At 48.9% G+C, this 25,633-nt stretch carries 21 protein-coding genes; 20 read left to right on the top strand and 1 reads right to left on the bottom strand.

Annotated features, from left to right (window positions below; all coding sequences use genetic code 11):
* Positions 1 to 53: 53 nt before the first annotated feature.
* The 19 genes from DXA57_RS13175 to DXA57_RS13085 all read left to right on the top strand — a co-directional run bounded on the left by DXA57_RS13175 (position 54) and on the right by DXA57_RS13085 (position 22,575).
* Positions 54 to 1,292 carry an ABC transporter substrate-binding protein gene (locus DXA57_RS13175; protein WP_117767796.1) on the top strand — a complete coding sequence of 413 codons (1,239 nt, stop codon included), beginning with the start codon at positions 54 to 56 and terminating at the stop codon, positions 1,290 to 1,292.
* Between the two features lie 84 nt (positions 1,293 to 1,376).
* Positions 1,377 to 2,273: a carbohydrate ABC transporter permease gene (locus DXA57_RS13170; protein ID WP_117767795.1), complete on the top strand. Its 897-nt coding sequence runs from the start codon at positions 1,377 to 1,379 to the stop codon at positions 2,271 to 2,273.
* Positions 2,274 to 2,285: 12 nt separating this feature from the next.
* Positions 2,286 to 3,164 carry a carbohydrate ABC transporter permease gene (locus DXA57_RS13165; protein WP_117767794.1) on the top strand — a complete coding sequence of 293 codons (879 nt, stop codon included), beginning with the start codon at positions 2,286 to 2,288 and terminating at the stop codon, positions 3,162 to 3,164.
* A 12-nt stretch (positions 3,165 to 3,176) separates the two neighbouring features.
* On the top strand, positions 3,177 to 5,375 hold the full coding sequence (locus DXA57_RS13160) for a family 78 glycoside hydrolase catalytic domain (RefSeq protein ID WP_117767793.1): 2,199 nt from the start codon (positions 3,177 to 3,179) through the stop codon (positions 5,373 to 5,375).
* A 305-nt stretch (positions 5,376 to 5,680) separates the two neighbouring features.
* Entirely contained in the window at positions 5,681 to 6,598 is a 918-nt protein-coding gene (locus DXA57_RS13155) for an ABC transporter permease (protein WP_117767792.1), read from the top strand.
* Positions 6,599 to 6,622: 24 nt separating this feature from the next.
* Positions 6,623 to 7,774: an ABC transporter permease gene (locus tag DXA57_RS13150; protein ID WP_117767791.1), complete on the top strand. Its 1,152-nt coding sequence runs from the start codon at positions 6,623 to 6,625 to the stop codon at positions 7,772 to 7,774.
* Positions 7,775 to 7,784: 10 nt separating this feature from the next.
* Positions 7,785 to 8,810 carry an ABC transporter ATP-binding protein gene (locus DXA57_RS13145; protein ID WP_117767790.1) on the top strand — a complete coding sequence of 342 codons (1,026 nt, stop codon included), beginning with the start codon at positions 7,785 to 7,787 and terminating at the stop codon, positions 8,808 to 8,810.
* Positions 8,811 to 8,820: 10 nt separating this feature from the next.
* Positions 8,821 to 9,783, top strand: a complete 963-nt coding sequence (locus DXA57_RS13140; protein ID WP_117767789.1) for an ABC transporter ATP-binding protein — start codon at positions 8,821 to 8,823, stop codon at positions 9,781 to 9,783.
* 131 nt (positions 9,784 to 9,914) lie between these two features.
* Positions 9,915 to 11,594 (top strand): peptide ABC transporter substrate-binding protein, encoded by a 1,680-nt coding sequence (locus tag DXA57_RS13135; RefSeq protein WP_117767788.1) that lies wholly within the window; start codon positions 9,915 to 9,917, stop codon positions 11,592 to 11,594.
* A gap of 11 nt (positions 11,595 to 11,605) precedes the next feature.
* The gene (locus DXA57_RS13130) at positions 11,606 to 12,097 is read left to right on the top strand and encodes a peptidylprolyl isomerase (RefSeq protein ID WP_117767787.1); all 492 of its coding nucleotides are present in this window, start codon (positions 11,606 to 11,608) and stop codon (positions 12,095 to 12,097) included.
* Between the two features lie 156 nt (positions 12,098 to 12,253).
* Positions 12,254 to 13,702: a hypothetical protein gene (locus DXA57_RS13125; protein WP_117767786.1), complete on the top strand. Its 1,449-nt coding sequence runs from the start codon at positions 12,254 to 12,256 to the stop codon at positions 13,700 to 13,702.
* A 354-nt stretch (positions 13,703 to 14,056) separates the two neighbouring features.
* Entirely contained in the window at positions 14,057 to 14,962 is a 906-nt protein-coding gene (locus DXA57_RS13120) for a hypothetical protein (RefSeq protein WP_147345697.1), read from the top strand.
* A gap of 16 nt (positions 14,963 to 14,978) precedes the next feature.
* The gene (locus DXA57_RS13115; RefSeq protein ID WP_117767784.1) at positions 14,979 to 15,848 is read left to right on the top strand and encodes a hypothetical protein; all 870 of its coding nucleotides are present in this window, start codon (positions 14,979 to 14,981) and stop codon (positions 15,846 to 15,848) included.
* Positions 15,845 to 16,708, top strand: a complete 864-nt coding sequence (locus tag DXA57_RS13110) for a hypothetical protein (protein ID WP_117767783.1) — start codon at positions 15,845 to 15,847, stop codon at positions 16,706 to 16,708. Before DXA57_RS13115 ends, DXA57_RS13110 begins: the two co-directional genes overlap by 4 nt.
* Positions 16,705 to 17,505, top strand: a complete 801-nt coding sequence (locus DXA57_RS13105; protein WP_117767782.1) for a hypothetical protein — start codon at positions 16,705 to 16,707, stop codon at positions 17,503 to 17,505. The genes DXA57_RS13110 and DXA57_RS13105 overlap by 4 nt, the downstream gene beginning before the upstream one ends.
* Before the next feature lie 78 nt (positions 17,506 to 17,583).
* On the top strand, positions 17,584 to 18,339 hold the full coding sequence (locus DXA57_RS13100; protein WP_117767781.1) for a signal peptidase I: 756 nt from the start codon (positions 17,584 to 17,586) through the stop codon (positions 18,337 to 18,339).
* The gene (locus DXA57_RS13095; protein WP_117767780.1) at positions 18,336 to 20,075 is read left to right on the top strand and encodes a hypothetical protein; all 1,740 of its coding nucleotides are present in this window, start codon (positions 18,336 to 18,338) and stop codon (positions 20,073 to 20,075) included. The genes DXA57_RS13100 and DXA57_RS13095 overlap by 4 nt, the downstream gene beginning before the upstream one ends.
* Before the next feature lie 44 nt (positions 20,076 to 20,119).
* Complete coding sequence (locus tag DXA57_RS13090; protein ID WP_117767779.1) at positions 20,120 to 21,952, top strand: DUF2357 domain-containing protein; 1,833 nt, start codon at positions 20,120 to 20,122, stop codon at positions 21,950 to 21,952.
* Positions 21,949 to 22,575, top strand: coding sequence for a signal peptidase I (locus DXA57_RS13085; protein ID WP_117767778.1), 627 nt, complete (start codon positions 21,949 to 21,951; stop codon positions 22,573 to 22,575). Before DXA57_RS13090 ends, DXA57_RS13085 begins: the two co-directional genes overlap by 4 nt.
* Before the next feature lie 94 nt (positions 22,576 to 22,669).
* On the opposite strand, the gene DXA57_RS13080 is transcribed toward DXA57_RS13085, so the two are convergent.
* On the bottom strand, positions 22,670 to 24,253 hold the full coding sequence (locus DXA57_RS13080; RefSeq protein ID WP_117767777.1) for a glucose-6-phosphate isomerase: 1,584 nt from the start codon (positions 24,251 to 24,253) through the stop codon (positions 22,670 to 22,672).
* 298 nt (positions 24,254 to 24,551) lie between these two features.
* Between DXA57_RS13080 and DXA57_RS13075 the strand changes: the two genes are divergently transcribed.
* A partial coding sequence (locus DXA57_RS13075) for an InlB B-repeat-containing protein (protein WP_199612738.1) occupies positions 24,552 to 25,633 on the top strand: 1,082 nt, incomplete at its 3' end.

Genomic DNA, 25,633 nt, shown 5'->3' with positions numbered 1-25,633 from the left:
GGAGCGGACGTGAAGCTGCTGAAAAGAAAGAAAATGATAAGGAGGAAACGCGTATGAAAATGAGAAAATGGATGGCATTGTCCTGTGCGGCAGCAATGGTTTTGAGTGCATTGCCGGTATCTGCAGATGAGGTAAATGAGGATGTTTCCGGTTCCATTACCGTATGGGAGCATGACTACAGCTTTGAGGAGCCCTTAAAGGCAGTGATCGAAGGATTCAAAGCAAAATATCCGAATGTGGAAGTGGATTACGAGATCAAAGCCTCCGACTATCAGCAGGTTCTTGCAACTGCTCTTCAGTCCGGCGAAGGTCCGGATCTTTTCTGGACAAACGGTACCGCTACAGATATCATGCCGGGTTATGTGAAAAACGGCATGGTAGAAGATCTGACAGGTGCGGTAGATTTCAGTATCATGACGGAGGATGCGCTCAAGCTTGCCACCATCGATGAAAAACAGTATTCGGTTCCCTGGCTGACCATGGATTCCCGTGCCTGCTTCTACAACAAAGACATCTTTGAAGAGAACGGCTGGGAAGTACCCAAGACCTTCAGCGAATTTGAAGAACTGCTGGCAAAGATCAAAGAAGCAGGGATCACTCCTCTTTCCCAGGCTTATGGTGAATGGAGTCTCCTCTTTATCTGGGAGCCGGTGATGTCTGCTTATGATCCGGAATATACCAGAGGTCTCGATGATTATACCAGCAAGGCAGATGGACCTGGCGCAAGCGGTTCTCTCCAGAAACTGGTAGACTGGGCAAATGCCGGATACTTTGGCGACAACTGGCTCGGCGTGATCAACAGTGACGATATGATTCTTGGCTTTACGACCGGTAATGCAGCTATGATGGTTGGCGGTACCTGGAACATTTCCACTATTGACCAGAACAATCCGGATCTGAACTATGGTGCATTTGCAATCCCGGCAGAAGACGGAACCGCTGGTCTGGTAGGAACCGCAGCAAATGGATTCTCCATCAACGCCAATACACAGAACAAAGAAGCAGCAGAGGCATTTGCCGGCTACTGCGCAAGCAAAGAAGGACAGACTGCATGGGTTCAGACCATCGGCGGCGTATCTGCATCTCCGGAAATTGAATCCGCACATCCGGTTGCACAGGAAATATCTGTAAGCGGCGGCGGAAACATTTTCAGAAGCTGGCAGAATGTACTTACAACTTATGCAAAAACAGATACAGCTGATACTGTCTGGTCAGAGGATATTCTTAAAGTTATGAGCGGCGAGATCACAGTAGATGATATGATGACAGATGTTGCAGCGATCATGGAATAAGTTCAGAGAACGTTGACAGAATGCAGGTATCAGAAATGATGCCTGCATTTTTCAATCGCGTTACTTTTGTAGGAGGACCGGAAAATGAAAAAGAACAAAAATTATTTATTTTTTATCACACCGGGTTTTGTGATCTATACCATATTTGCGGTCATTCCGATTATTTATGTGGTATATCTGGCCTTTACCAATTATACCGGTATGGGAAAGGCAGATTTTGTAGGGTTTGAAAATTTTGTCCGGATTTTTCACGATGACCGTTTTACGCCCGCATTTTTCAATGCGCTGAAAAACAACCTGAAATATCTGCTGTGCGTGTGGTTCATCATCACACCCTTCCAGTATTTTCTGGCGTATTTCTTTTTTATCAAAATTCCGGCTTATAAATATCTGAAGTTTATGGTGTTTCTGCCTTATGTCATCAGCAGTACCGTCATCGGCTTTTTTGCAACGCTCCTGTTTAATCCGAATATCGGTCTTATGAATACGATCCTGAAGAGCCTGGGAATGAGACAGAATGCCTGGTTTGGAAATCCTTCCATCGCTTTTAAACTGCTTGTCCTGGTGATCATGTGGCAGGGTGCCGGTTCCGGTATTATGATCTTTTATGCAAATTTCATGGATATCCCGCAGGAGATCATGGAGGCCTGCAAGGTGGACGGCTGTACGGAGTGGCAGCGTTTTACCAGGATCCTTCTGCCGCTTTCTCTTCCGTCCTGTGCTTCGATCATCATGATGAGTACGATCTGGGCTCTGGGCGTATTTGATCTTCCTTATATCTTAGGAGGCGTGAACGGCGGCGTCGGCGGCAGCCTGGATTTTGCAAGCATGGTATTTTACCGCTATACCTTTGGAAGCGGGCTGGATGCGAAAACAAATCTGGGCTTTGGTTCGGCGATCAGTGTGATCATGTTTTTGTTTATGCTGATAGTCACGTTCCTTCAGAACAAGGTGCTGAGCAAGTTTGAATATGAGAATTAGGAGGGACGCTTTATGAGGGTAAAAAAACTGCGGGAAAGTGATAAAAGAGGCGGAAAAGAAGTTCTCTCCCGCCGGGGGAAAGCCTTCCGATGGACGATCTCCATTCTTTTGATCCTGTATACCGGTATTGCCATTTTTGTTACGGTGGTAACGTTGCTGGATTCGGTAAAAAACAGAAGTGATCTTTTAAAAAGCTTCATCGCCATACCATCCAGCGTTACGTTTGACGCATATAGAAAAGTTTTGTTTGAAAATGATTTTATCCGGTATTTCGGAAACAGCCTGATCCTTACGGTGGGCGGCACCGCCGGCTGCATCCTGCTTTCCGCCATGATGGCATACGGGATTGCGAGATATGAATTCAAGGGGAAAAACCTTTTATCCAGCTATCTGCTTCTCGGAATGATGGTTCCGGTCCAGGTGACGATCCTTCCGGTCTTTCTGATGCTGAAAAAAATGGGGCTGTTGAATAAGCTTGCCGGAGTTCTGTTTCTGTACATTGCCGGAATTTCCATGTCCTGTATCGTTTTCCAGAAATTCTTCAAGACACTGCCAAGAGAACTGGAGGAATCGGCACGAATGGACGGCTGTCATGATGTGAAGCTGTTTTTCCGGATCATTTTCCCCATAGCGAAACCGGTGATCGTAACGATGGCTCTGATCAAAGCCATCGGCTGCTGGAACGATTTCTATATGCCGATGATCCTTTTGGGGAAGAAGAATACAACGACTCTGACACTTGGGATTTATCGTTATGTGGGTCAGTTTACGAGATATATGAGTGAAACGATGGCCGCTGTTGTGATCACCTTGATACCGATCGTGATTCTGTACTTTGCATTTTCCACGCAGATCATGGAAGGTATGACCAGCGGAGCTGTGAAAGGATGAGGGAGGAAAAAGATGAGTACTTATAAGAAAGCAGATTTATCAGGTGCGGAGTGGATCTCCACAGGCGGAGCCTGCATGACTCCGATGATCCGGAAAACCATGGTTTTTCCAAAGGTAAAATCTGCGAAGATCACCATTGCAGGACTTGGGATCTTTGAAGCGTTTATCAATGGAAAGAGAGTGAGCGAGGATCTGTTCCTTCCGCTGAGTACAGACTTTCATGAGAGACCGGAGAAGCTTTACCGGGGAGTTCCTTATGGAGAAAAAATGAGGCATCGCCTTTACTGTCCGGTATATGACATCACTTCTTACCTGAAGGAAGGGGACAATACCATTGCCTTTCTGATGGGACCTGGCTGGTATGAGATGCCAAATGAGTGCTATGAATACGGTCATATCAAACTCTGTTATGTGATCGATTACCAGGATGAAAAAGGAGAAGAACACAGGACTGGCTCCGATGGCAGCCACCGCTGGAAGGAAAGCTATGTGAAAAAAGCAAACCTTCTGAAAGGTGAAGTGCATGATTACAGAGATTATGATGAGAGCTGGATGGAGAATGCCTTTGATGATTCCGGATGGCAGCCGGTTTCTCCGGAAAAAGAGCCGGAGACCCGTCTGTACATACAGGATTGTCCGGCTGACCGGGTGATCCGCCACATTACACCAAAACTTCTGGCGGAAAAAGGTGATGTACGGATCTATGATGCGGGAGAGATCTTTACGGGTTATCCCGTACTGGTATCGGATGCTCCGGCAGGGGAAGAGATCACCGTGGTACATGGGGAACTTCTCAATAAAAAAGGCCGTCTTGCCAAAGAGAATACCTATAAACAGAAGACCGTTTTCTATACGGATGGAACAGAACGCAGGATGCACTGTCGTTTTACCTGGTTTGGTTTTCAGTATTTTGAGGTAAAAGGAAATGCAAGGGTGGTTGATTGTGTGGTGATCCACAGCGACGTGAAGGTGGATTCCACGTTTTCCTGCAGTGATGAGACATTGAACTGGCTCAGGGAGGCATATCTTCGGACACAGCTGGACAACATGCATTGCGGAATCCCTTCCGACTGTCCGCATGTAGAGCGAAGAGGCTATACGGGAGACGGGCAGCTCACCTGTAATGCAGCCATGATCCAACTGGACGGCGAGAAGTTTTACAGGAAGTGGATCCAGGATATCGCAGACTGCCAGGATTCCATCACCGGCCATGTCCAGTATACGGCACCATACATTCCGTCCGGCGGAGGCCCCGGCGGCTGGGGCTGTGCCATTGTCATGGTTCCGTATGTCTTTTATCGCAATTATGGAGACGAAACGATCCTGAAGGAACTGTATCCGCAGATGCTTCACTATCTGGACTATCTGGAGAACCACAGTGAAAAAGACCTGGTGGTTTCTGACCGGGCAGGAGAGTGGTGCCTGGGAGACTGGTGTGTTCCGACGATGGGCTTTGTGAATAATATGGATGCGATCTATATACCGGCACCGCTTGTAAACACTTATTTTTATATCCGGTCCATGGAAAAAGTGCTGGAGATCGGAGAGATCATTGGGGAACACCAGGCAGATGAAGCGATCCGGGAGAAGATCCGGCGTAAGAAACAGGCGATACAGGACACCTACTTTGATCCGGAAACCGGTGATTTTGCCGGAAACCAGCAGGGCAGCAATGTATTTGCCGTGGATCTGGGGATCGGCGACGAGAGAACCTTTGCGAATGTCATCAGACATTACAGAGAGATCAAAAAGTATGATACGGGTATCTTTGCAACCGATGTACTTACCAGGATCCTGTTTGAAAGAGGAGAAAGTGAGCTTGCCGTTTCCCTTCTCACATCGAAGGAAGACGATACATTCTATTCCAGAATGAAGATGGGAGGTACCACCATTCCGGAGTACTGGACCGGTCACAGGTCCCAGTGCCATCCGATGTTCGGGGCAGTCAGCCAGTATCTCTTTGCATACGTTCTGGGGATCCGGCAGAAGGAACATTCGATCTGCTATGAAGATCTTGTGATCGCGCCGGAATGTATGGACAGTATTGAGGAAGCAGAAGGCTCGATCATGACGAAAAACGGCAGGATCTCCGTGAAATACAACAAAACAGAGATCACTGTCCGGATACCGGAAAAAACAAAGGCACTCCTGCTTATGAATGGACAGGAGCAGGTTCTGGAAGCAGGAAAAGAAACGGTAGTGAAACGATAAGAAAAAGAAAACAGGCAGTGAAAGGATGGAGGCAAAAGTTTTGCCTCTATCCTTTTTTTGTGCAGGAAATCAGCGGATTTCGATTGTATACAAATCAGAACAATCAAATTGTGAATTGACAGTGCAGTGATAAAGTGGTAAAATGCTAAAATCTTAGAAAGTGTAACTGTTCAGGACGTTCAGCCCAACAGGCCACAGACACGCGCATTGCATGCGCTATCGCTGCGTTCGCAGCTTCTGTCTGATTTTTCATTTTGCTGATGTTCTGAACTGTTACAAAATATAAATAAATGGAGTGAGAAGATATGGTTCGTTATTTTTTGAAACGTCTTGGCATGATGCTGGTTGCCCTGTTTATGATCATCCTGCTGACGTTTGTGATCGAGCATTCCATACCGGGTGGTCCTTTTACAAGCGACCGGAAAGTCACACCGGAGGTAGAAGCGGCATTGAATGAAAAATATCATCTGAATGATCCACTGCCGAAACAGTTTCTTGATTATCTGAACGGGATCCTGCACGGGGATCTGGGACCATCCTATAAATATACAGGGAAGGAGGTCACAGATTTCATTTCCAACGGTTTTCCGGTATCGGCAAAGCTTGGAGGCATCACTGTGATCTTTGTGATCCTGGCGGCACTCCCTCTGGGGATCCTTGCTGCTGTGAAAAATGGAAAGTGGCAGGATATGCTGGTCATGGGGATCGCGACGATCGGAGTGACGATTCCGTCCTTTGTGATCGCCTCTCTTCTGATCTATGTATTTTCTTTCCGGCTGAACTGGCTGCCGACCTTTGGACTGGACAGCTGGAAGGGGTATCTTCTTCCAGTGATCACTCTGGGAGGTTATTCCGTGAGTTATCTGGCCAGACAGATGCGTTCCAGCCTTCTGGAAGTGATGGGCCAGGATTATATCAGGACTGCACGGGCGAAAGGCCTGTCAGAAACAAAGGTGATCTTCAAACATGCACTTCGAAATGCTCTGATTCCGGTTATCACAGTGCTTGGACCGACCATTGCAAATCTTCTGACAGGAAGCTTTGTCGTGGAACAGATCTTCGCGATTCCAGGACTTGGTGTTCATTTTGTCAACAGTGTTTCCCAGCGTGATTATACAACGATCATGGGAGTGACCGTATTCTATGCGGCCTTTCTTCTGGCTATGGTATTCCTTGTGGATATCTTCTACTGCCTCATCGATCCGCGCATCAAATACGAATAAACCATAAGAAGGGACTGAGAAACCATGGAAAATAAATGGGAACTGCTTGAGTCCTCCAATGAGGACCGTGAGAAAATATGGACAAAAAACCGTACATTCGCAGGTGATGTATGGTTTCGCTTCCGTCATAAACCGACAGCGATCGCAGGACTGGTCCTGATCCTGGTGCTGCTGGTCTTTGCCTTCATCGGACCGTTTTTTACACATTACAGCTATTCAAAGCAGGATCTGGATCTGGTCAATATTCCGCCCCGCATGACGGTCTATGAGACAAAGGATCATTCCGGTTATCTTTATATTACCCAGTCTCTGAAGGTCGTATGGGTAAATAAGGATGGAACGCTGGGAAGACAGCTCACAAAGCTGCGTGATGAGAGTGCCTCTTCCATGATCATTTTTGACTGTAACGGAGAAGAAGTAGCACTATACTATGGGATCAAACCGTACCTGATCGCAGATCCGGCCACCCGTGTTATTTATGATACGGCAAAGGTCTGGAACCACTCCTATATTCTGGGAACAGACAGCCTCGGCCGGGATATCCTGACCCGGTTGATGTATGGCACCAGGGTTTCCCTTCTGGTGGCACTTATTGCAGTGGTGGTGAACATGGTCATCGGTATCGTGTTCGGAGGCATTTCCGGTTATCTTGGTGGTATGGTTGATACGGTGATGATGCGTATTGTGGATATCATCAGTACGATCCCGCTGACGCTTTATGTCATCCTGATTATGGTACTTCTGGGAGCCGGCATACAGAGTATTATCATTGCGATCGGCACGACCTACTGGGTGGACATGGCCCGTGTGGTCCGCGGACAGGTGTTAAGTCTGAAAAACCAGGAGTTTGTCATGGCAGCCAGAACCATTGGTTCTTCCACCAAAACGATCCTTCTGGAGCATCTGATCCCAAACTCCATGGGTTCGATCCTTGTTACCGTGACGATGCTGATCCCGTCAGCGATCTTTATGGAAGCGTTTTTAAGTTATCTTGGAATCGGTCTGCAGCCGCCGCTTGCAAGTCTTGGTACCATGTGTAATGATGCAACGCAGAACCTCAGAACCTGTCCGTATCAGCTTTTTATTCCGGCACTGGTAATCTGTCTGATCATGTTTGGCTTTAATTTTATCGGAGACGGACTGCGTGACGCACTGGATCCGAAGCTGAAAAAGTAGGAGGCGGAGTATGGAACCGGTAATAGAGATCAAAAATTTAAAAACTTCATTTATGACAAGCAACGGAGAAGTGCAGGCCGTACGCGGCATCAGCTTTTCTGTCAATCCGGGAGAGATCCTTGGCGTGGTGGGAGAATCCGGAAGCGGAAAAAGTGTCACCTCCATGTCGATCCTGCGGCTTCTTGCAGATACGGCTGTGATCAAGGAAGGCTCGGAAATCCTTTTTGAAGGAGAAAATCTGATCCATGTAAATAAAAAGAAACTTCGAAGCATCCGCGGAGAGAAAATTTCCATGATTTTTCAGGACCCGATGTCCTCGATCAATCCGCTGATCCCGGTGGGAAAACAGGTCGGAGAGATGATCCGGGAACATCACAAGGATATCAGCAAAGAAAAAATCCGTCAGGAAGTGCTGGAATTATTCCGTAAGGTGCGGATCCCGGAACCGGAGAAGCGTTACAACTGTTATCCGCATGAATTTTCCGGCGGTATGCGGCAGCGTGTCATGATTGCCATGGCTCTGGCAAATAAACCGAAGCTTCTGATCGCAGACGAACCGACAACAGCCCTGGATGTGACGATACAGGATCAGATCCTCCGGCAGCTTAAGGAACTGGAAAAGGAATACGGAACAAGCATTATTTTTATCACGCATGATCTGGGCGTTGTGGCAGAGCTTTGTGACCGGGTGGTTGTCATGTATGGCGGACTTGTCATGGAGGAAGCGATGATCGACGATCTTTTTGAGATGCCGCGTCATCCCTACACGATGGGGCTTTTAGCCTCCATGCCGGATATCGAACAGGATAAGAGTGTCCGTCTGCAGCCGATCCCTGGATCTCCGCCTGATATGACGAATCCGCCGAAGGGATGTCCTTTTGCACCGCGCTGTCCTTACGCACGCTCCATCTGTGCAGCAGAACTTCCGGATTTTGTGGAGGTCGGAGAACGGCACCGGACCCGGTGTTTCCTGCAATATCCGGATGCGCCGGCAGATGCACACAATCCGTTCAAAAAGAATCCATTGAAACAGTGAGGAACATTCGATGAGTGGAGAAAATATACTGGAGGTCGAGAACCTCACCAAACATTTTAAATTATCCGGAAAGCAGATCGTTCATGCAGTGGACGGAGTCAGCTTTGCCATTCCGAAAGGCAAGACTCTGGGACTGGTAGGAGAGTCTGGCTGTGGAAAATCCACCTGTGCCAGAACGGTCATCCGGATGTATGATGTGACCGACGGAAGAATCCTTCTGGAAGGAAAAGATATTACAAAACTGAAGCAGAAGGAACTGAAGCCTCTCCGGAAAAATATGCAGATGATCTTTCAGGATCCCTATGCTTCCTTAAATGCACGTATGACAGTGCGGGATATCATCGCAGAACCGCTGCTTGCCCACGGGATCATAAAGAAAAAGAACGAAGCGGATGAGATCGTTTATCCGATGCTGGAAAGAGTCGGACTGACAAAAGAGCATGCCAGCCGTTATGCACATGAATTTTCCGGCGGACAGCGGCAGAGAGTCGGCATTGCCCGTGCCCTGGTGCTCCAGCCGGAGCTGGTCATCTGCGATGAGCCGATTTCCGCCTTGGATGTGTCCATACAGGCACAGGTGATCAATCTTCTGAAGGATTACCAGGAAGAAAAAGGGATTTCTTATCTTTTTATCGCCCACGATCTTTCCATGGTGCGTTATGTATCCGATGAAGTCGGTGTTATGTATCTGGGTCAGCTGGTGGAACTTGCGGAGGCAGACGAGATCTATCGTCATCCGCTGCATCCCTATACCAAAGGCCTGCTTGGAAGCATTCCGGTGGCCAATCCGAAGCTGGCACGAAAGAAAGTAAAAAGCAGTATCGAAGGCGATATCCCAAGTCCGATCAACCCGCCTCTGGGCTGCCGTTTCCATACCAGATGTCCTTATGCAAAACCGGAATGTTCCCGTGTGATGCCGGAAATGAAGGATATGGGAGGCGGTCATAAGATCGCCTGTCATCTTTATGACTGAGGTTTTCCGGAACTGTTTTCATCAAAGCAGATCCTGAAACATAGACAGGCGCATATTTGCGCCAGACAAAAAACTGCAGGCACCGGGATAAAATCCACGGTACGCTGCCAATTCTACAAGGAGGAGAGAATATGAAAAAAAGACTGAGCTTTCTTCTGGCAGTCGGAATGATCATCGCAAGTGCATTTCCGGGTGTCGCAAACGCAACAACGATCGATGACCTGGAGCAGGCTACATCGGAAGAAAATGAAACCGGGGATGCAGAAGCAGCAGAGCTGGCAGATGCACAGGAGCTTACCTTTGTACTGAATAACCAGCCGGACGGCATTGACCCCAATGTGACAAATAACTCCTTTGCCACTCCGTTTCTGATCAACTGCTTTGAAGGTCTTGTAACCTATGACGAAGCAGGCGAGATCGTTCCGGGTGAAGCTGAATCCTGGGATGTCAATGATGATCTGACCGTTTATACTTTCCATTTAAGAGATGGCCTGAAGTGGAGCGATGGAAGCGCTCATACCGCTCAGGATTATGTTTATTCCGCACTTCGTGTCCTGACTCCGGAGACAACGGCACAGTATGTAAACATGATTTCCGATTATGTGGTAAATGCACAGGAATATTATGACGGCACCGTATCTGCAGAAGAAGTCGGAATCAAAGCACTGGATGACACCACTCTGGAATTTGACCTGAAAGCTCCCTGCCCGTATTTCGTAGATCTGGTAAGCATGTGGGTATACGATCCGGTACAGGAAGCCACCATCGAGGCAAACGGTGATAAATGGAGCAACCAGGCAGACACTTATGTCTGCAACGGCCCGTTCAAGATCACAGAGATGAACATGGGTGAAAATGTGGTTCTTGAGAAAAATGAGAACTACTGGGACGCAGAAAATGTCACTCTTCAGAAGATCAATTACCGTTATATCCTGGATACCTCCACAGCACTGACAGCTTATGAGAGCGGAGAGGTAGATGGTGTCAGATCCATCCCTTCCAGTGATTATGCACGTCTGAAAGCAGAAAACGCAGGTGTTAAGGTCGAAACAAGCTATGGTACGGTATACTATGATATCAACTGTGCCAAAGAGCCCTTCAACAATCCGCTGGTACGTAAGGCACTCTGCCTTGCCATTGACAGAGAGGCTCTGATCAACAATGTTGCTCAGGTAGAAGCACAGCCGGCTTACAGCTTCCTGGCTCCCGGCTATGTGGTTGACGGAAAAGATATCACAGAAGGACGTTCTGATTATGGTCTGTCTTCCACCGCAGATGTGGAGGGTGCAAAGGCTGCCCTTGAGGAAGCCGGTTATCCGAACGGAGAAGGTCTTCCGACCGTACAGCTTTCTTTCTATTCTGATGACAATGTAAAGAAGATCGCAGAAGCGATCGCAGAGATGTGGGAGAACAATCTGGGTATCCAGGTGGAAGTAACCTCCGCAGACTGGGCAGTCTTCTATGATGCGGTACAGGCCGGCGATTATGATGTGGCAGCAATGGGCTGGAGTGCTGATTATGTCAATCCGATGAGTTTCCTGCCGTTGCTCTACACCGATGATGTATCCAACAATGTCTTCTACAGCAATACGGATTATGATGCAGTAGTAGATCAGATCAAGGTGGAAAAGGATCCGGCGAAATTCTCAGAGCTGGTAATGCAGGCAGACGAGATCGCTTCCAACGAGTATCCGGTACTGCCGCTTTACTACAAGTCCAACAGCTATCTTCTGAAGGACTATGTACAGGGTGTGTATATGACATCCTCTTCCAATATCTACTTTAAGAACGCTCAGGTTCTTGCACACTGACAGGAGGTACTATGCGCTGTACGATCATGACGGAGGGATTCGGGGATATGGTTTTTGACCTTTACCCGGAACTGGCTCCGATTACAGTAAAGAATTTTGTGGAAACCGTACAAAGCGGTTTCTATGACGGGCTTGCATGGTGCAGGATCGTGAAAGGGTATGTGATCCAGGGAGGTTCTCCGGACAATGACATCATGACAGACAGTGACTGGCACATCAAAGGAGAGTTTGAGGAAAACGGGATCCCGAATCCGGTCCGCCATATCCGCGGTGCCATCTCCATGGCGCGTGATGACGGGTATGATACGGCCGGAACACAGTTTTTTGTGGTCCATCAGGATGCGGAAAAGCTGAATGGAAGATATGCCGCTTTTGGACAGCTGGTTTCCGGCTTTGAAGTGCTGGATGCCATCGCAGAGCTTCCGACCTCAGGTCCAGACACCTGGAACAAACCGCTCCGGATGCCGGTGATCCGAAAGATCATCATCGATCCGGAGAAATAAGGTATCGGAACGAACAGGAACAGATGATTTTCAGAAAAAGCAGGAAGAACAGTCTATGGCTGCATTCCTGCTTTTTTGTTGAAAAGTTTCTTGTAAAAAAGGCAAAAAAATGATATTATCATCGACAGTTAAGAGAGTCAGGAGAGAATAAAAAAGATGAAAAACAGGTTGGTTTTTCGGATCGGTACGTTTTTTTTATCTGCCAGCTTTATGATGGGTGTGATCCATACGGCTGCAGATCAGAACGTATTGGCAGAGGAAGCGTCAGGAGAAGAACTGATTACGATCGTGCCGGAGGAGACAGAAGCTCCACAGACAGCAGAAACATCGAGTGAAGAAGCCGGCAGTACCGTGCCGGAGGAAACAGAAGTTACGGAAACACCAGAAACAGCTGAACAGCAGACAACAGAGAAGGCTTCCGAAACTGCGGAAACAGAAACGGATCCGGAGGTTGTGATTGTACCGGATGTCCGGGAAACGGAAGGTACGGAGCCGACAGAAGTGCCGGAGACGGAAAACCAGGAAACAGAGGAGATCCAGACGGAGATCACACTTCCGGGAAAAAGTGTGGTTCTGCCGGTTTCTGCATTTTTACCGCTTCAGGAAGAGAAAACGCCGCTTTTTCTGAATGCTTACAGTGGTCTTTATCTGCTTCATATAAAAAGTGATCAGGAAATGACGGAGACGCTGCTTTTCAATCAGAACCTGAAAGAAGAGGATGTCGTGCTGTATCGTTTTGATGCAGAAAAAAACGGGACGGCAGATACGGAACCTGTCTCCGATGTCCTGGAGTTCCAGGAAAACGGAAAGCTTCTTTCACTGAGTCTGAACGCCTTTTCTGATTATGTTCTTGTGATCTCTCATGCGGAGGCTTATGCAGGGCTTGGCTGCACCGTAACGTGTACGGCCGGGCAGATGCAGGAAACAGAAGGCTCAGGAGAAGGATCGGATATCATTGTGATCGATCCGGAGCCGGAAACAGAAAGTGAAACTGCTTCAGAGCCGGAGAGTGAGAGCGTCACAGAAGCAGAAACAGAAAGCGAAACTGCTTCAGAGCCGGAGAGTGAGAGCGTCACAGAAACGGAGCGGACTCTCACATCCGTGAGTCTGAAGGTGGATCAGGATCTGGAGAGTGTTCCGGTCACTTTTCTGGAGCAGTTGAACGAGCTGGATGTTTATTCCGTTGTTCTGGTCTATTCAGATGGCTCTACGTCCTTGCCGGATGAAACAGAGGAAGCTTGTGACGTATCGGTGGACTATGAGGACGTGAGCAATGCGGATGGAAGCGTTCACAGAACATATCATGCCGTGGTAAAAGAGCTGGAAAACGGTAAGGAATTTGAAGATAGCAGCAGTATTGACATCGGGATAAAAACACCGGCTGAGATAAAGACGGAAGAAATGACGACGGTCATACTGGAAGGGAAAAAGAAATGGGCTGTGGTCCGGTCAACGCCGGAGATCACCGGTCGTTATGCGATGAACAGTGACAGGCTCATAAAAAAGATGTATTACGCTTCAGAGGGTGGTGAAGCTGTCTGCGCGGAAAAAGCGTTTGAACTGCAGGCAGGGATCACATATCAGTTTCTGATCAGTCTGAACTGAGAATAAAGTAAGGATTTTTGGGGATTTCGATAAAAAGCGGAAAAGCTGTATCCGAAATCCCTTTTTGGACGCAGCAGCGAAGGGACTGCGGATGTCCACTTTACTGCTTTATATGAAGATGCTAGGGTCAAAAGTTCAAAAAGCCGTTCATGCTTGCATGATAAGGCTTTTGAACTTGGGATCCGCCAAACATGAGAAAGTAGCGATTTACGCAGTAAATCAGCGGATTTCGAATGTTTGTAGAATTGCGAGAGCTGCTTCACAGCGGAGCAATTCGTAAGCATCAGTTGGGGGCAAAAGACCTTTTGCCCCCAACATCATATGAAAGAACAGGAAAAAGGAGGTGAAGCCTGCATGGAATATCCCGCACGGGAAGGATCCAAGGAGCAGAACTGTGGCAGCCGGGGGTTAAAACGAAGACTCACTGCTGCCCTGGCCGCTCTTCTGATCACGACTCTGGCCGTTGTTTCTGCAACGTATGCCTGGTACATATACAACACCGGCAGTCGCACAACGAATGTGCGGATGGCAGCAGGAGCAGGAGCCAGTCTTCAGATCAGCAACCGTTATGACGGAAGCTATGGTTCCGCTGCTGTTCTGGACAGCTTCACCGGAAGACTGCGGCCGGTATCCACAAACCGGATCCAGAGCGGCTTCCAACGGGTCAGCGAATTTGCCCCGGGAGCTGACGGGCAGGCAAAAAGCGTGGCTTCCACATTTGAAAAAGGAAACAGCAGCGATTATTATAAAACCAGTCTTTTTCTCCGGACCAACGGAGAGGATACGGATATTTATCTTTCCAATATCGGTTTTGAGGACAGCAGCGAGAAAAATCCGATCTCCTCTGCCATCCGTCTGGGCCTGGTCGTTCATGAAGCCGGAAAGAACGGCAAAGTTTCCGGAGAATATATTTTTGCCATCAGTAACAGGAAAAATCCGGAAGCAGAGTACAACACGGCAACAGGCAGGGAAGGGTATGTTCTGGATGCCGCCAAAAAGGACGGCAGTACGGTCCGTTTTACACCTTACACCTCGGAGGTGTTCTGTGAGTATGACAACAATACCGGAGCAGTGACCCTGAAAGACGGCTCGCTGAAGCTCTGCACCGTTTCGGGAAGTGCCGACGGGAAAAACGGGGAGCCTGTGGAAATCGAACTTTATATCTGGCTGGAGGGCTGCGATGAAGACTGTACCTCCAATCTTGCAGACCAGACGTTGAAAAACCTGGCAGTTTCTTTTGCCGGCGCAGGAAAAAAATAAGAGAGGAGCGGGAACTGTGAGTGAGGAAACAAAAAAACTGAAGCATTCTTTTTATCTTACGTTTTTCTGGGTTTTGCTGCTTCTGGCAGTGGTGAGCGGAACGACGTATGCCTGGTTTACACTCAACGGCCGCTCTTCTGTGAACGTGACGCCGACAGGCGGAACCGTCAGTGAAGGCGATACCGTTCTTCTGATCTCAAACAGTGAGAGCGGGCCTTTTGACAAAAGCTGTGAATTGCGCTTATCCGGAGATCCGGAAAGCTTAAAACCGCTTTCTACAGCGGATCTGACTTCTTTTTATCAGGCGACTGCTCAGGACCATGAAGGGATCGCAGTCCGTTACAGGGATTTGTCGGCAGAGGTGGACCAAAATGTGCTCCACGGCACCGTGTACCTGCAGTGCCGCTATGCGCCCTGTGACGTTTATTTTGACAGAAACGAACTGAAGCTTGGAACGGATGCGCAGGCACTGGCTGCCATGCGGCTGGGACTGAAGATCACGACAGGCTCCGGTTCGATGACTTATCTATTGAAACTGGATGATATGGGGGCAACAGCCGGAGCCGAGGCCGTGCGGACCGTTCCGGGGGCAGACACCGTGGTTTCTTCTGTAAACGGGGATGGTCAGGCGGTTTATACCGCCGATCCCGCACAGGAGATCGCAGGATTTTTTGCAGTGGACGGAGCGGAAGACGGAAGCTACGAGGCAGGAAGCAAACGCCTTTGTTCTCTGGGAGCAGACGAGGTGGCAGCCGTGGAATACTGGCTGTATCTGGAGGGCTGTGACGATCACTGTTCGAATCCGGTACAGAATCGAAGCTCTGCATTTGCCCTGGCCTTTGCCGGCGTGAGTGCGGAAGCAGAGAAGAAAGGGGGGCAGTCATGAGACACGTATGGAAAACGGGGTTTCAGATCCTCACGGCAGTGGCGGCAGTGACAGCCCTGACTTCTGCAACGTATGCCTGGTTTACCACAAACAGGCAGGTTTCAACCAGTACGGCATCTGCCCGGACCGGGACAGAGTCTTTGACACTGGAAGTCAGCAGCAGTGGCGGCAGCGCTTTTCGAAATCAGAGCAATGCGCCGATCACGCAGGTCAATGAGGCAGACGCATCAAAGCTTCTGCCGGTTTCCACTGCAGATCTGGTGAACTTTGTATACAGTCCGTCAACCGTGGATGATCAGGCGGTCCATTTTGAAAAGCTGGACAGCGAGAGGTACTATTATCACGGCAGGATCTATCTGCGGGCGGCAGGAGAAGGCTTTCCTTCCGGAAGCAGGCTGGAACTTTATCTGGATCAGTCGGATGGAGTTCTGGGAGAGGCAGCCGATGGACAGCTTCTCAGTGCTTCAAGGCTGGGGCTGGTCTTTGATGAAGATCCGGCTTCTGCCAGGATCTTACGTTTTACAGAGACGGAAAGTCCGGCTTCGGAACAGGTATATAATACGGTGATCGATGGCAGGACACTCGGAAAAGATCAGGTTTTAAGCTGGACCGGGACGGGGGTTTTACCGGCAGCAGATCCGAGCGTACCGGTGACCGATTATACGGCAGCCTTTACCTCTGATGGATTGAACCTGCCGGAGCAGCCGCTCTTTACGATGGAACTCGGGGTGATCTATCCTTTGGATGTATACTTTTATCTGGAGGGCTGTGATCCGGACTGCTCTGACAGCGTGAGCTATGACGGAGCGGACATTCATCTGGCGTTTTATGGCGTCTTATCAGAGGAGGGCAGCCGATGAGAGAAAAAGAAAAAAAGGAGCGGAAGCTGCGCCGGACCCGTGTATACACCTCGCTTCTTCTGGTTCTGCTGGCTCTGGTGGCAGTGACGGCGGCTACGGTGGCCTGGTTTTCCATTGCAGACAAAACAAAAGTCAATACCATGGGAATGAATGTCACAGGAGATCCAGATCTTCGGATCGACCTGGATCCTCATGGGACTATGGAAGAATACGTAAAGACCTTATCCTTTGAAGACATTGCGGCACGCATACAGAAGGAACGGGGATTTTCCATGAAAGATACGCCTCTGGAGCCGGTGACGACAGCTGATGAGGAGGTCTTCACTTACGAAAACGGAGCGGTGGTCTCTGATACCAGTGGTGCGTATCTCACCTTTACGCTGCATTTTATGGCAGAAAAAGATATGCTGGTCCATCTGACCAGCGCAGACAGTGAAAGCGGGGCAGGGGATGGAACGGCCGTATTGTCGGAAACGGCCGGCCTTCCGGAGTCCATGCGGATCAGTTTTTCCGTGGACGGCCAGACCTGGGTCTATGATCCGGGAATGGGAGATGATAGGGAAGCAGTTCGTGGAGCCAGTGTTTTCGGTCTTCCGGGTGCGGCGGCCATGCAGCTGACAGAGAGAAATGCCCTGTTTTCTCTTTTGGAGGGAAAGGATCAGGCGGTTCTGGTGCATGTCTGGATGGAAGGAAGCGATCCGGCCTGTACGGATGAACTGAGAGCGGCGGATTATTCGATCCGTCTTCGGTTTACCGGCGAAACGACAGAAAGCAGTACGGAGAAAGAGTCGGAATAAGTTTCACTTTTCCCGGGAAAACAGAGCAGAAAAAACAGGCAGCTGCCTGTGGAAAGAGCAGATAAAAAGGAGAAGAAAATGAAAGTTTTAAAGAAAGCAGGAACAGTTGTAGTCAGTGTACTTTTGTGGGTGGTCATTCTGGTGGCGGCGTTGTATGCCTTTACGACCATGGCAACCAGGGACAACCAGAATGTGGCAGATCTTTTCGGTTATACGCCTATGGCCGTGCAGTCAGATTCCATGGCACCGACCTTTGAAAAAGGAGATCTGATCCTGATCAAAAAGTGTGATACCTCCACGCTGAAAGAGGGAGATATCATCTGTTTCCATACAATCATCAATAATGAATACGCATTGAACACTCACCGGATCCAGTCTATCGTTGAACAGGGCGGAGCCAGAAGCTATACTACGCTGGGTGATAACAATAACGGGATCGCAGATACCCATGTGATCTCGGATGGTGATATCGTCGGAAAATATGTGGGAAAAGTACAGAAGCTTGGAACCGTCATGGATTTCCTTTCCGGAAGCACCGGTTTCCTGCTTGTGATCGTACTTCCGATGCTTCTCTTCTTTATCTATCAGATCTATCATCTGATCATGATCAGTATCCGTCTGAAAAAAGCCATTGCGGTGGAGACGGCCAGAGAGCAGGAGCTGGAGCGGCAGAAGGTCGCAGCCGGCAGTCAGCCGCAGCAGGATGCCGAGGCAGCAAAAGCGGCTCTGGAGGAAGCCAGAAGGCTGCGTGAGGAGGCGGAAGCCATCCGTGCCAAAGCAGAGGAAGAGCTTGCCAGGGCAAAGAAAGAAAATGGGGAGGATAAGCAGGCGTGAGCGGATTTTTAAAGTTTGCCTTTGAAGTATTGTCTCAGGTGGTGTACAACCTGGTGGCCTGGCTGGCTGCCTTTGTGAAGCTTTTTATCACAGGCTGGGCAGAGTATTTCACGATTTTTTTTACGTATTTTAAAACCCTGGATATCATAGGGAAAGTGCTGTCAGTACTGCTGATGCTGCTTTTGATCGCGATTCCTGTGCTGATCCTTGTCATCCTTATCCGTCACCTGATCCTGAAGCACCAGCTGAAGGCGGATCAGGTGGATAATGCCGTTCTCTATAAAGAGATCGGCCGTCTGAACAAGCAGGTCCTGTCTCTGATGGATGAGAAAAACAGGATCCTGGCGCTGAAGGTCAATGCTATGGGCGGCACAGAGCGGATTCCCTATGTGGGAGCTTCTGCACTGACGGATGATGTGCTTCCCACCGTTGGAAATGTGACGGCAAAGAGAGCAGACGGCAGTGTGGCTGAGGCAGGCGCGGCATCAGCCAGCTCTGCAGCAGGTAATGTGATCCCCGGCAATGTGACTGTGATCGGCGGAGACGGCTCTCTGGCCGCAGCAGCGGCCTCTGCAGCCCTTGGTGAGACAGCGGCAGCGGCGGTCGAGGCAGTGGAAAATGCCAAAGCCAAAGCGGAAGCAGACGAGAAGAAGAAGGTCATCCGCTTTCCGAAGCTGGCATTGGTGGATGCCCGTTATGCGGTATTCCAGTATCCGGCTTACGACAATGAGATTTCTCTGGAAGGCTTTGCAGAGGGCTACCGGCTTTTTGCCGCCAGTCAGCTGCACCTTTATTACACTCCGGAGATCATCCGGCGTTTTATTGCCGGCATGGCTTCCAGTAAGATCCTGATCCTGGAAGGTATTTCCGGTACCGGTAAGACCAGCCTGCCGTATTCTATCAGCCGCTATATGGGCAATCCGGCGACAATGGTTTCCGTTCAGCCGTCCTTCCGTGACCGGACGGAGCTTCTTGGTTATTTTAATGAGTTTTCCAAACGGTTCAATGAAACGGAGTTTTTGAGAGCTCTTTATGAGGCGGGATACCGTCAGGATCCGACACTGATCGTGCTGGATGAGATGAACCTGGCACGTATTGAGTATTACTTTGCAGAGATGCTGTCTGTGCTGGAGATGCCTTCGAAAGAGGAATGGGTGCTGGATCTGGTGCCAACAGCCTGGGCAGGAGATCCGAAGCTGATGGAGGGCGGAAAGATCCATGTGACCGATACGACCTGGTTTATCGGAACAGCCAACAACGATGACTCTACCTTTACCATCACAGACAAGGTTTATGACCGTGCCATGCCCATCGAACTGAACGACCGTGCCGATGCTTTTGAATGTGAGCTTCATGAACCCTGCTATATCCGTGCAGGATATCTGCAGGAGCTTTTCGTCCGTGCACGGGAAGAGCATCCGGTCAGCGATGAAATGATAGAGAAAATGACAAGGCTGGACAGCTATCTTGCTACCCGTTTCAAGCTTTCCTTTGGAAATCGTATCATGAAGCAGCTCTATGACTTCATTCCGGTTTATGTGGCCTGTGGTGGAACCGAGCTTGGCGGCATGGACTATATCATTGCCAGAAAAGTGCTGAAAAAATTTGAAAGTATGAATGTAAGCTTTGTCCGGGATGAGATCACAGGACTGATCGATTACATGGACAAAACCTTTGGAAAAAATGGAATGCCCGACAGCAAAGCCTACCTGGAACGAATCCAGCAGCTGTACTGATCCAGAGCGGGTAGAATCAGGTTGTCCCAAAGAGAGGATAAAAAATGTCAGAGACGATCAACGATTTATATTTGAAATATGCGGAAGGCATCGGAGAGAGCCTGGAAAGCGACCGGTACTTTCAGTATCTGTTTGAAATGGTGCAGGCCGGTGAGAATACGCTGCAGCAGAAGAACCGGATTCTCCACAAAGTAGTGGATGAACGCTGGATCGGAACGATCGAGGAAGGGATCGATGCCATTTTCAACATCATCGACAAGCCGCGGCGTTTTGTAACCACAAAGGAAGAGGTGGTGCCTGTGGCTCTGGCCAGAAAGATCACGGCAGACAGTGTGCGCCATCTGAGCATGAACACCCAGTTTATCGCCAGCGATGAAAACGGAGAGATCCAGCCCACCCGGATCCTGAACGTGTCCACAGAAGAGAGCTTTGATCTTTACGAAAACCGGTTTGTGTATCATCTGATCCAGCGGCTGTTTACCTTCGTAGATAAACGGACGGATGTGATCTTCTGGTCTGCCGGTGATGAGATCTGCAACACGATGAGCATGGAAAGCAAGGTGGACGATGCGTATGAGGAAATTTCTTATAAAGTAGAGATGACCATCAAAAACCGTCAGAGCTATGCGGAAAATGACAGTGACCATATGGAAGTCTTCAAACGGATCGACCGCCTGCGCCGGCTGGTACGGGATTTAAGAAACAGTTCCTTTTGTGAACTCATGGCCGGCTGTGCCAGAGTGCAAAGCCCGATCCAGAGAACCAACCTGATGATGAAGGATCCCAGCTACCGCGCCTGCTACAAGCTGTGGCAGTTCATCGAGAGCTATGATGAGGTGGGTTATACCATTGAAGAACAGGATTCAGCCCTGGAATTCGATGAAGAATATCTCTTACAGATGTATATAAACCTCATCACCAACTATACGGTGTTCAAAAGTCTTCTGGAATCGGATCCAAGAAGCATGCATGAGATCGCGGAGGAACACCGGGAGCCGGTGAAACCGAAATTCATCAAAGAGATCAAAGAGGAGATTGTGGAAGACCGCGATATTCCTGACGTGGAGATCCGGAAGGTCTTTGTGGAGGAAGTGACGCAGGCTCAGATCGAGGCGGAGGAGAAGCTTCAGAAGGAGATCGGGCAGAGAGAGGAACTGGAACGGACCGTTTCTGATCTGAACGGTCAGGTGGACAGCCTGAACGACCAGATGGAATATCTGGAGGAGCAGCTGGTGGATGCAAACATGCAGCTTGATCTGCTTAGGCAGCAGCTGGACGAGAGCCAGGCGGCCCTTGCAGCCGCCGGTGAGGAGACCCGGCAGGCGAAGGAGCAGGCAAAAGAGGCAGAAGAAAACCTGATCATCATCCGCCAGGAAGCAAAAGAAGAAGTGGAAGCGGCGAAGAAAGAGGCAGAAGAGGCTGCGGCCGCCGCAAGACAAGGTGCGGCACAGGAGATCAAAGCCACCCGTGACAAAGCACAGCAGGAGCTCGAGGCTGTACAGAAGGCCGCACAGGAAGCCCGTGAGAAAGCTGCCGCCGAGCTGGCTGCCGCACAGGCCGCCGCGAAAAAATCTGCCCAGTCTCAGGCTGAGAAGGCACGCAGGGAGGCGGATGCGGCGCTGGAGAAGGTTCGAAGGGAGTCCGGACAGGCTATGGAAAAGCTCCGCCGGGAAGCAGATTCAGCAATTGCGAAAGCAAGAAACGAGGCCAGGACGGCCAAGAGTCAGCTGAAAGAACTGGAGGAGGAAAAAGCCGGACTGGAAGCACAGTTGAAGAAGATGGAAAAGACTCTTGCTTCCAACCGTCTTTCCCGCTATCTTGTGAACTCTTTAAAAGAACACCGTGACCGGAAACATTCGAAAGAGGGCGGATCATGATAAAAAAAGGAATCCTTGTTCTGATCGATTTTTTATCGATAGCCATCATTGCAGCGGCGGTAGCCGTTCTTTGTATCGTTCTGATGACAAAGCCGGGAAAAGCCCCTTCTGTACTGGGGTATACGGTTCTTAGGGTGACGACGGGAAGCATGGCTCCCACCTATGATGTGGATACACTGCTTTTAGTGAAAAAAACAGAGCCTGAGAGGCTCCGGGAAGGCGATGTGATCTCTTTTTATTCCATGGATCCGGCGCTGGACGGTGCAGTCAATACCCACCGGATTGTATCCGTGGAAAAAGAGGGAGATGGTTACATCTATAAGACCAAAGGAGACGCCAACAATGTGGCGGATACCTATGAGGTGCAGTCGGAGTATCTGCTAGGGAAAGTGATCTGCTCCAGCCTGATCCTGGGAAAGCTTTCCCGCCTGGCAGCCAATCCCCTGATCTTTATCCCTGTGATCCTTGTTCCGTTGTCTGTAATCCTTCTCAGCAACCTGATCCATACGGTAAGACTGGCGAAAAAAATCAGCCGGGAAGAGGAAGAAGCAGCAGTACGGGAAGCCGTAGAAGAGCTCCGCAGAAGAAAACAAGAGAAAGATGGAGGGTGTGACTCGGTATGAGTCACACCCTCCATCTCTTAGAACTGTCTATTTCCCGACAGCACCTTTTAGTGTTAAGGGCAGATGTTTCTGCCCCCTCGTTTATGGCTGATGATCAGATGTTCAGAAGGTCACTGAATACTTTAAGGGCGCCGTCCGTATCGTGCGCAAGCACACGTTTTGCGAGAACTTTACCAAGCTGAACACCTTCCTGGTCGAAACTGTTCAGATTCCAGAGGAAGCCCTGGAACATGATCTTGTTCTCGAAGTGAGCAAGTAATGCACCAAGGGAAGCCGGGGTAAGCTGCTCACCAATAATAATGCTGGATGGACGTTTCCCCTTGAAGTTCTTGTTCAGGTTCTCATCCTCTTTACCGCATGCAAATGCCACAATCTGAGCTGCAACGTTAGCGCAGAGCTTCTGCTGGCTGGTGCTGTTCTCAATATCAACATCTACTCCGAGCTGGCTGTTTCTGAAGCCGATGAACTGAAGAGGGATAATATCAGAGCCCTGATGTAATAACTGGTAGAAGGAATGCTGTCCGTTGGTTCCTGGCTCACCGAAGATAACAGGACCTGTCACATAGTTAACCGGCTCACCGAAACGGTTGACTGTTTTACCATTGGATTCCATATCACACTGCTGAAGATGTGCCGGGAAACGGCTTAATGCCTGTGAATATGGAAGAACAGCTGTGGAAGGATATCCCTGTACGTTTCTCTCATATAAACCGATAAGAGCATCCAGCATATCCGGGTTCTTCTTAAGGTCGCGGTTTGTTGCAAGCTGATCCTCAGCAGCAGCGCCGTCAAGAAGCTGAGCAAATACTTCCGGTCCGAACGCAAGAGACAGGATCGCTCCGCCTACACCGGAAACAGAAGAGTAACGGCCGCCGATATAGTCATCCATGAAAATAGCGGTAAGGTAATCTTCGCTCTTGGCAAGAGGAGAAGTCTCGCTGGTTACAGCAAGCATATGTCTGGAAGGATTCAGGCCAGCCTTTGTGAGAGCATCTTTTACAAAGGCTTCGTTGGTCAGGGTTTCAAGGGTTGTACCGGATTTGGATACAACGATGAATAAGGAGTGCGCAAGGTCTACAGAAGCAAGGACTGCAGCTGCATCATCCGGGTCAACGTTGCTGATGAATTTCGCTTCCATTTTGAAAGTGTTATTGGCTTTCGCCCAGTTCTCCAGTGCGATGTAAAGAGCACGGGGACCAAGGTCACTTCCGCCGATACCAATCTGTACAACTGTGGTGAATTTTTCGCCGGCTTCGTTGGTGATCTCACCAGCATGAACCTTATTTGCGAAATCTGCTGCTTTCTTCTGCTGGGCAACGTAGAATTCACGTTTGTCTACACCATCTACAACAACCGGGTTACCAAGCTGCTTACGTGCAAGGTGATGAAGGACCATACGGTTCTCACCGGTGTTGATCACTGCACCATTGAATAATTCCTGGAATTTGTCAATCAGCTGTGCCTCATCAGCAAGCTTCGCAAGTGCGGCTAAAACGGTTTCGTCTACTTCTTTGGCTGCATAGTTGTAAGAAAGACCTGCTGCCATTGGTGTACTATAATCAGCTACACGCTTGCCACCTTCTTCACCGGACAAAGCTGCTGCAATGTCTACGTGATTCTTAAGCTCTTTCAGTTCGCCAAAAGAATCAAGTGTGTCAAGATTTTTCCATGTTGCCATAATATAATTCCTCCTTTAGATGGTTGAGATTATGCTCTCACAGGAGCTTTAATATAAGCCCGTATTAATGCCATTATACTGAAAAAAAACAGGAATTTCAATCTATGGATAAAGATTCGTGAAAATTTAACATTTTTATTCCAGAGGAAATGTGATGGAAAAATGTGAAAAAATATCAACAGATGATTGATGAAAAAATGTATCAGCAGTTTCATTGACAGCTCTTTTCCATATGAGTATAGTATTTTTTAATTGGAAGTTAGAGAACACTAACTTCAAAAGAAAGGAGAAAGTACGAATGTACAACAAGAAATACCTGAAAAAATGTATGGCAGTTATTCTCTCAGCCAGCATGGTAATGCCCACAAGTATTGCATCTATGGCATCTGAACCAGCAACAGAGGTGACAACAGAAGCTGCGATCGAGGAAAAGGAGACGGTACAGACGGAGGATGCTACCGAAGCAACAGTCGAAACAGAAGCCGTGGAAACAGAAACGGAACAGGCTGAGACGGTACAGACGGAAACCGCAATGGAAGAAGACACCGAAGCAACAGTCGAAACAGCAATTGTGGAAACAGAGATGGAACAGACCGAGACAGCGGCTGTTACAACAACCGCAACAAAAAAAGCTGCAGCGCCGAAAATTGCAGAAGACGAGTCAACAGTGATTTCTGATGATTGGGATGATGAGTATTCTGTTGACTACAAAATGATTTATCTTGACAGCGATGGAAGTGACCTGTGGTCAGAGGAAAAAATAGTACTTGATGGTTCTTCCTGGACATTTGATGCTTATGTGCCTGTCAGGGAAGGATATACTTTTAAAGGATGGGTAACAGAAAAGGGGTCTTCATCTGTCATTTATAAAGCAGGTGATAAAATCACAGTTACGGAAACAGATAGCAGTAAATATGAAAAAGTCGTGAAACTCTATGCGGTATGGGAAAAACAGGGAACGACCTACAAAGTAACTTACTATAATGCAGACGGAAGCCAGGAACTGAAGACTGACAGTAAGGTAAGCACAGAGGAGAGCTGCTCTTTCAGTGCCTATGCGGGAGCAGAGAAGAAAGAGGGCTATGAGTTCATCGGCTGGTCCACGACACCGAATGCGACAGCGATCGATTATAATACGACAAAAGGTCCGAGCCTGAAAGCCACAACCCCGGAACTGAAACTGTATGCAGTCTATGTGAAGACAGTAAAGAATGAGCAGGTAAACATAAATGTTTATGTAGAGTATCTGGATGAAAGCTTAAACAAAGGATACGAAGTAGACGAAAGCAGCAGGAAGGAAGTAAGTGTGACCTGCCGGACCGGAAGTGCCCATAAGGAAGCCGGATATACACACCAACTGAAATATAAAGATATCGCAGA

It is taken from the genome of Blautia sp. OF03-15BH (genome assembly GCF_003463065.1).
Taxonomy (GTDB): Bacteria; Bacillota; Clostridia; order Lachnospirales; family Lachnospiraceae; genus Limivivens.
The sequence above is the reverse complement of the archived record's forward strand: the minus strand, read 5'-3'. Positions and strand labels throughout refer to the sequence as shown.

What these genes read in the sequence shown, in the direction of transcription:
- DXA57_RS13150 (WP_117767791.1), top strand. Translation starts at nt 6,623, where the DNA reads ATGGAAAATAAATGGGAACTGCTTGAGTCCTCCAATGAGGACCGTGAG.
- DXA57_RS13145 (WP_117767790.1), top strand. Translation starts at nt 7,785, where the DNA reads ATGGAACCGGTAATAGAGATCAAAAATTTAAAAACTTCATTTATGACA.
- DXA57_RS13120 (WP_147345697.1), top strand. Translation starts at nt 14,057, where the DNA reads ATGGAATATCCCGCACGGGAAGGATCCAAGGAGCAGAACTGTGGCAGC.
- DXA57_RS13090 (WP_117767779.1), top strand. Translation starts at nt 20,120, where the DNA reads ATGTCAGAGACGATCAACGATTTATATTTGAAATATGCGGAAGGCATC.
- DXA57_RS13175 (WP_117767796.1), top strand. Translation starts at nt 54, where the DNA reads ATGAAAATGAGAAAATGGATGGCATTGTCCTGTGCGGCAGCAATGGTT.
- DXA57_RS13160 (WP_117767793.1), top strand. Translation starts at nt 3,177, where the DNA reads ATGAGTACTTATAAGAAAGCAGATTTATCAGGTGCGGAGTGGATCTCC.
- DXA57_RS13135 (WP_117767788.1), top strand. Translation starts at nt 9,915, where the DNA reads ATGAAAAAAAGACTGAGCTTTCTTCTGGCAGTCGGAATGATCATCGCA.
- DXA57_RS13110 (WP_117767783.1), top strand. Translation starts at nt 15,845, where the DNA reads ATGAGACACGTATGGAAAACGGGGTTTCAGATCCTCACGGCAGTGGCG.
- DXA57_RS13130 (WP_117767787.1), top strand. Translation starts at nt 11,606, where the DNA reads ATGCGCTGTACGATCATGACGGAGGGATTCGGGGATATGGTTTTTGAC.
- DXA57_RS13080 (WP_117767777.1), bottom strand. Translation starts at nt 24,253, where the DNA reads ATGGCAACATGGAAAAATCTTGACACACTTGATTCTTTTGGCGAACTG.
- DXA57_RS13155 (WP_117767792.1), top strand. Translation starts at nt 5,681, where the DNA reads ATGGTTCGTTATTTTTTGAAACGTCTTGGCATGATGCTGGTTGCCCTG.
- DXA57_RS13165 (WP_117767794.1), top strand. Translation starts at nt 2,286, where the DNA reads ATGAGGGTAAAAAAACTGCGGGAAAGTGATAAAAGAGGCGGAAAAGAA.
- DXA57_RS13100 (WP_117767781.1), top strand. Translation starts at nt 17,584, where the DNA reads ATGAAAGTTTTAAAGAAAGCAGGAACAGTTGTAGTCAGTGTACTTTTG.
- DXA57_RS13170 (WP_117767795.1), top strand. Translation starts at nt 1,377, where the DNA reads ATGAAAAAGAACAAAAATTATTTATTTTTTATCACACCGGGTTTTGTG.
- DXA57_RS13105 (WP_117767782.1), top strand. Translation starts at nt 16,705, where the DNA reads ATGAGAGAAAAAGAAAAAAAGGAGCGGAAGCTGCGCCGGACCCGTGTA.
- DXA57_RS13140 (WP_117767789.1), top strand. Translation starts at nt 8,821, where the DNA reads ATGAGTGGAGAAAATATACTGGAGGTCGAGAACCTCACCAAACATTTT.
- DXA57_RS13085 (WP_117767778.1), top strand. Translation starts at nt 21,949, where the DNA reads ATGATAAAAAAAGGAATCCTTGTTCTGATCGATTTTTTATCGATAGCC.
- DXA57_RS13125 (WP_117767786.1), top strand. Translation starts at nt 12,254, where the DNA reads ATGAAAAACAGGTTGGTTTTTCGGATCGGTACGTTTTTTTTATCTGCC.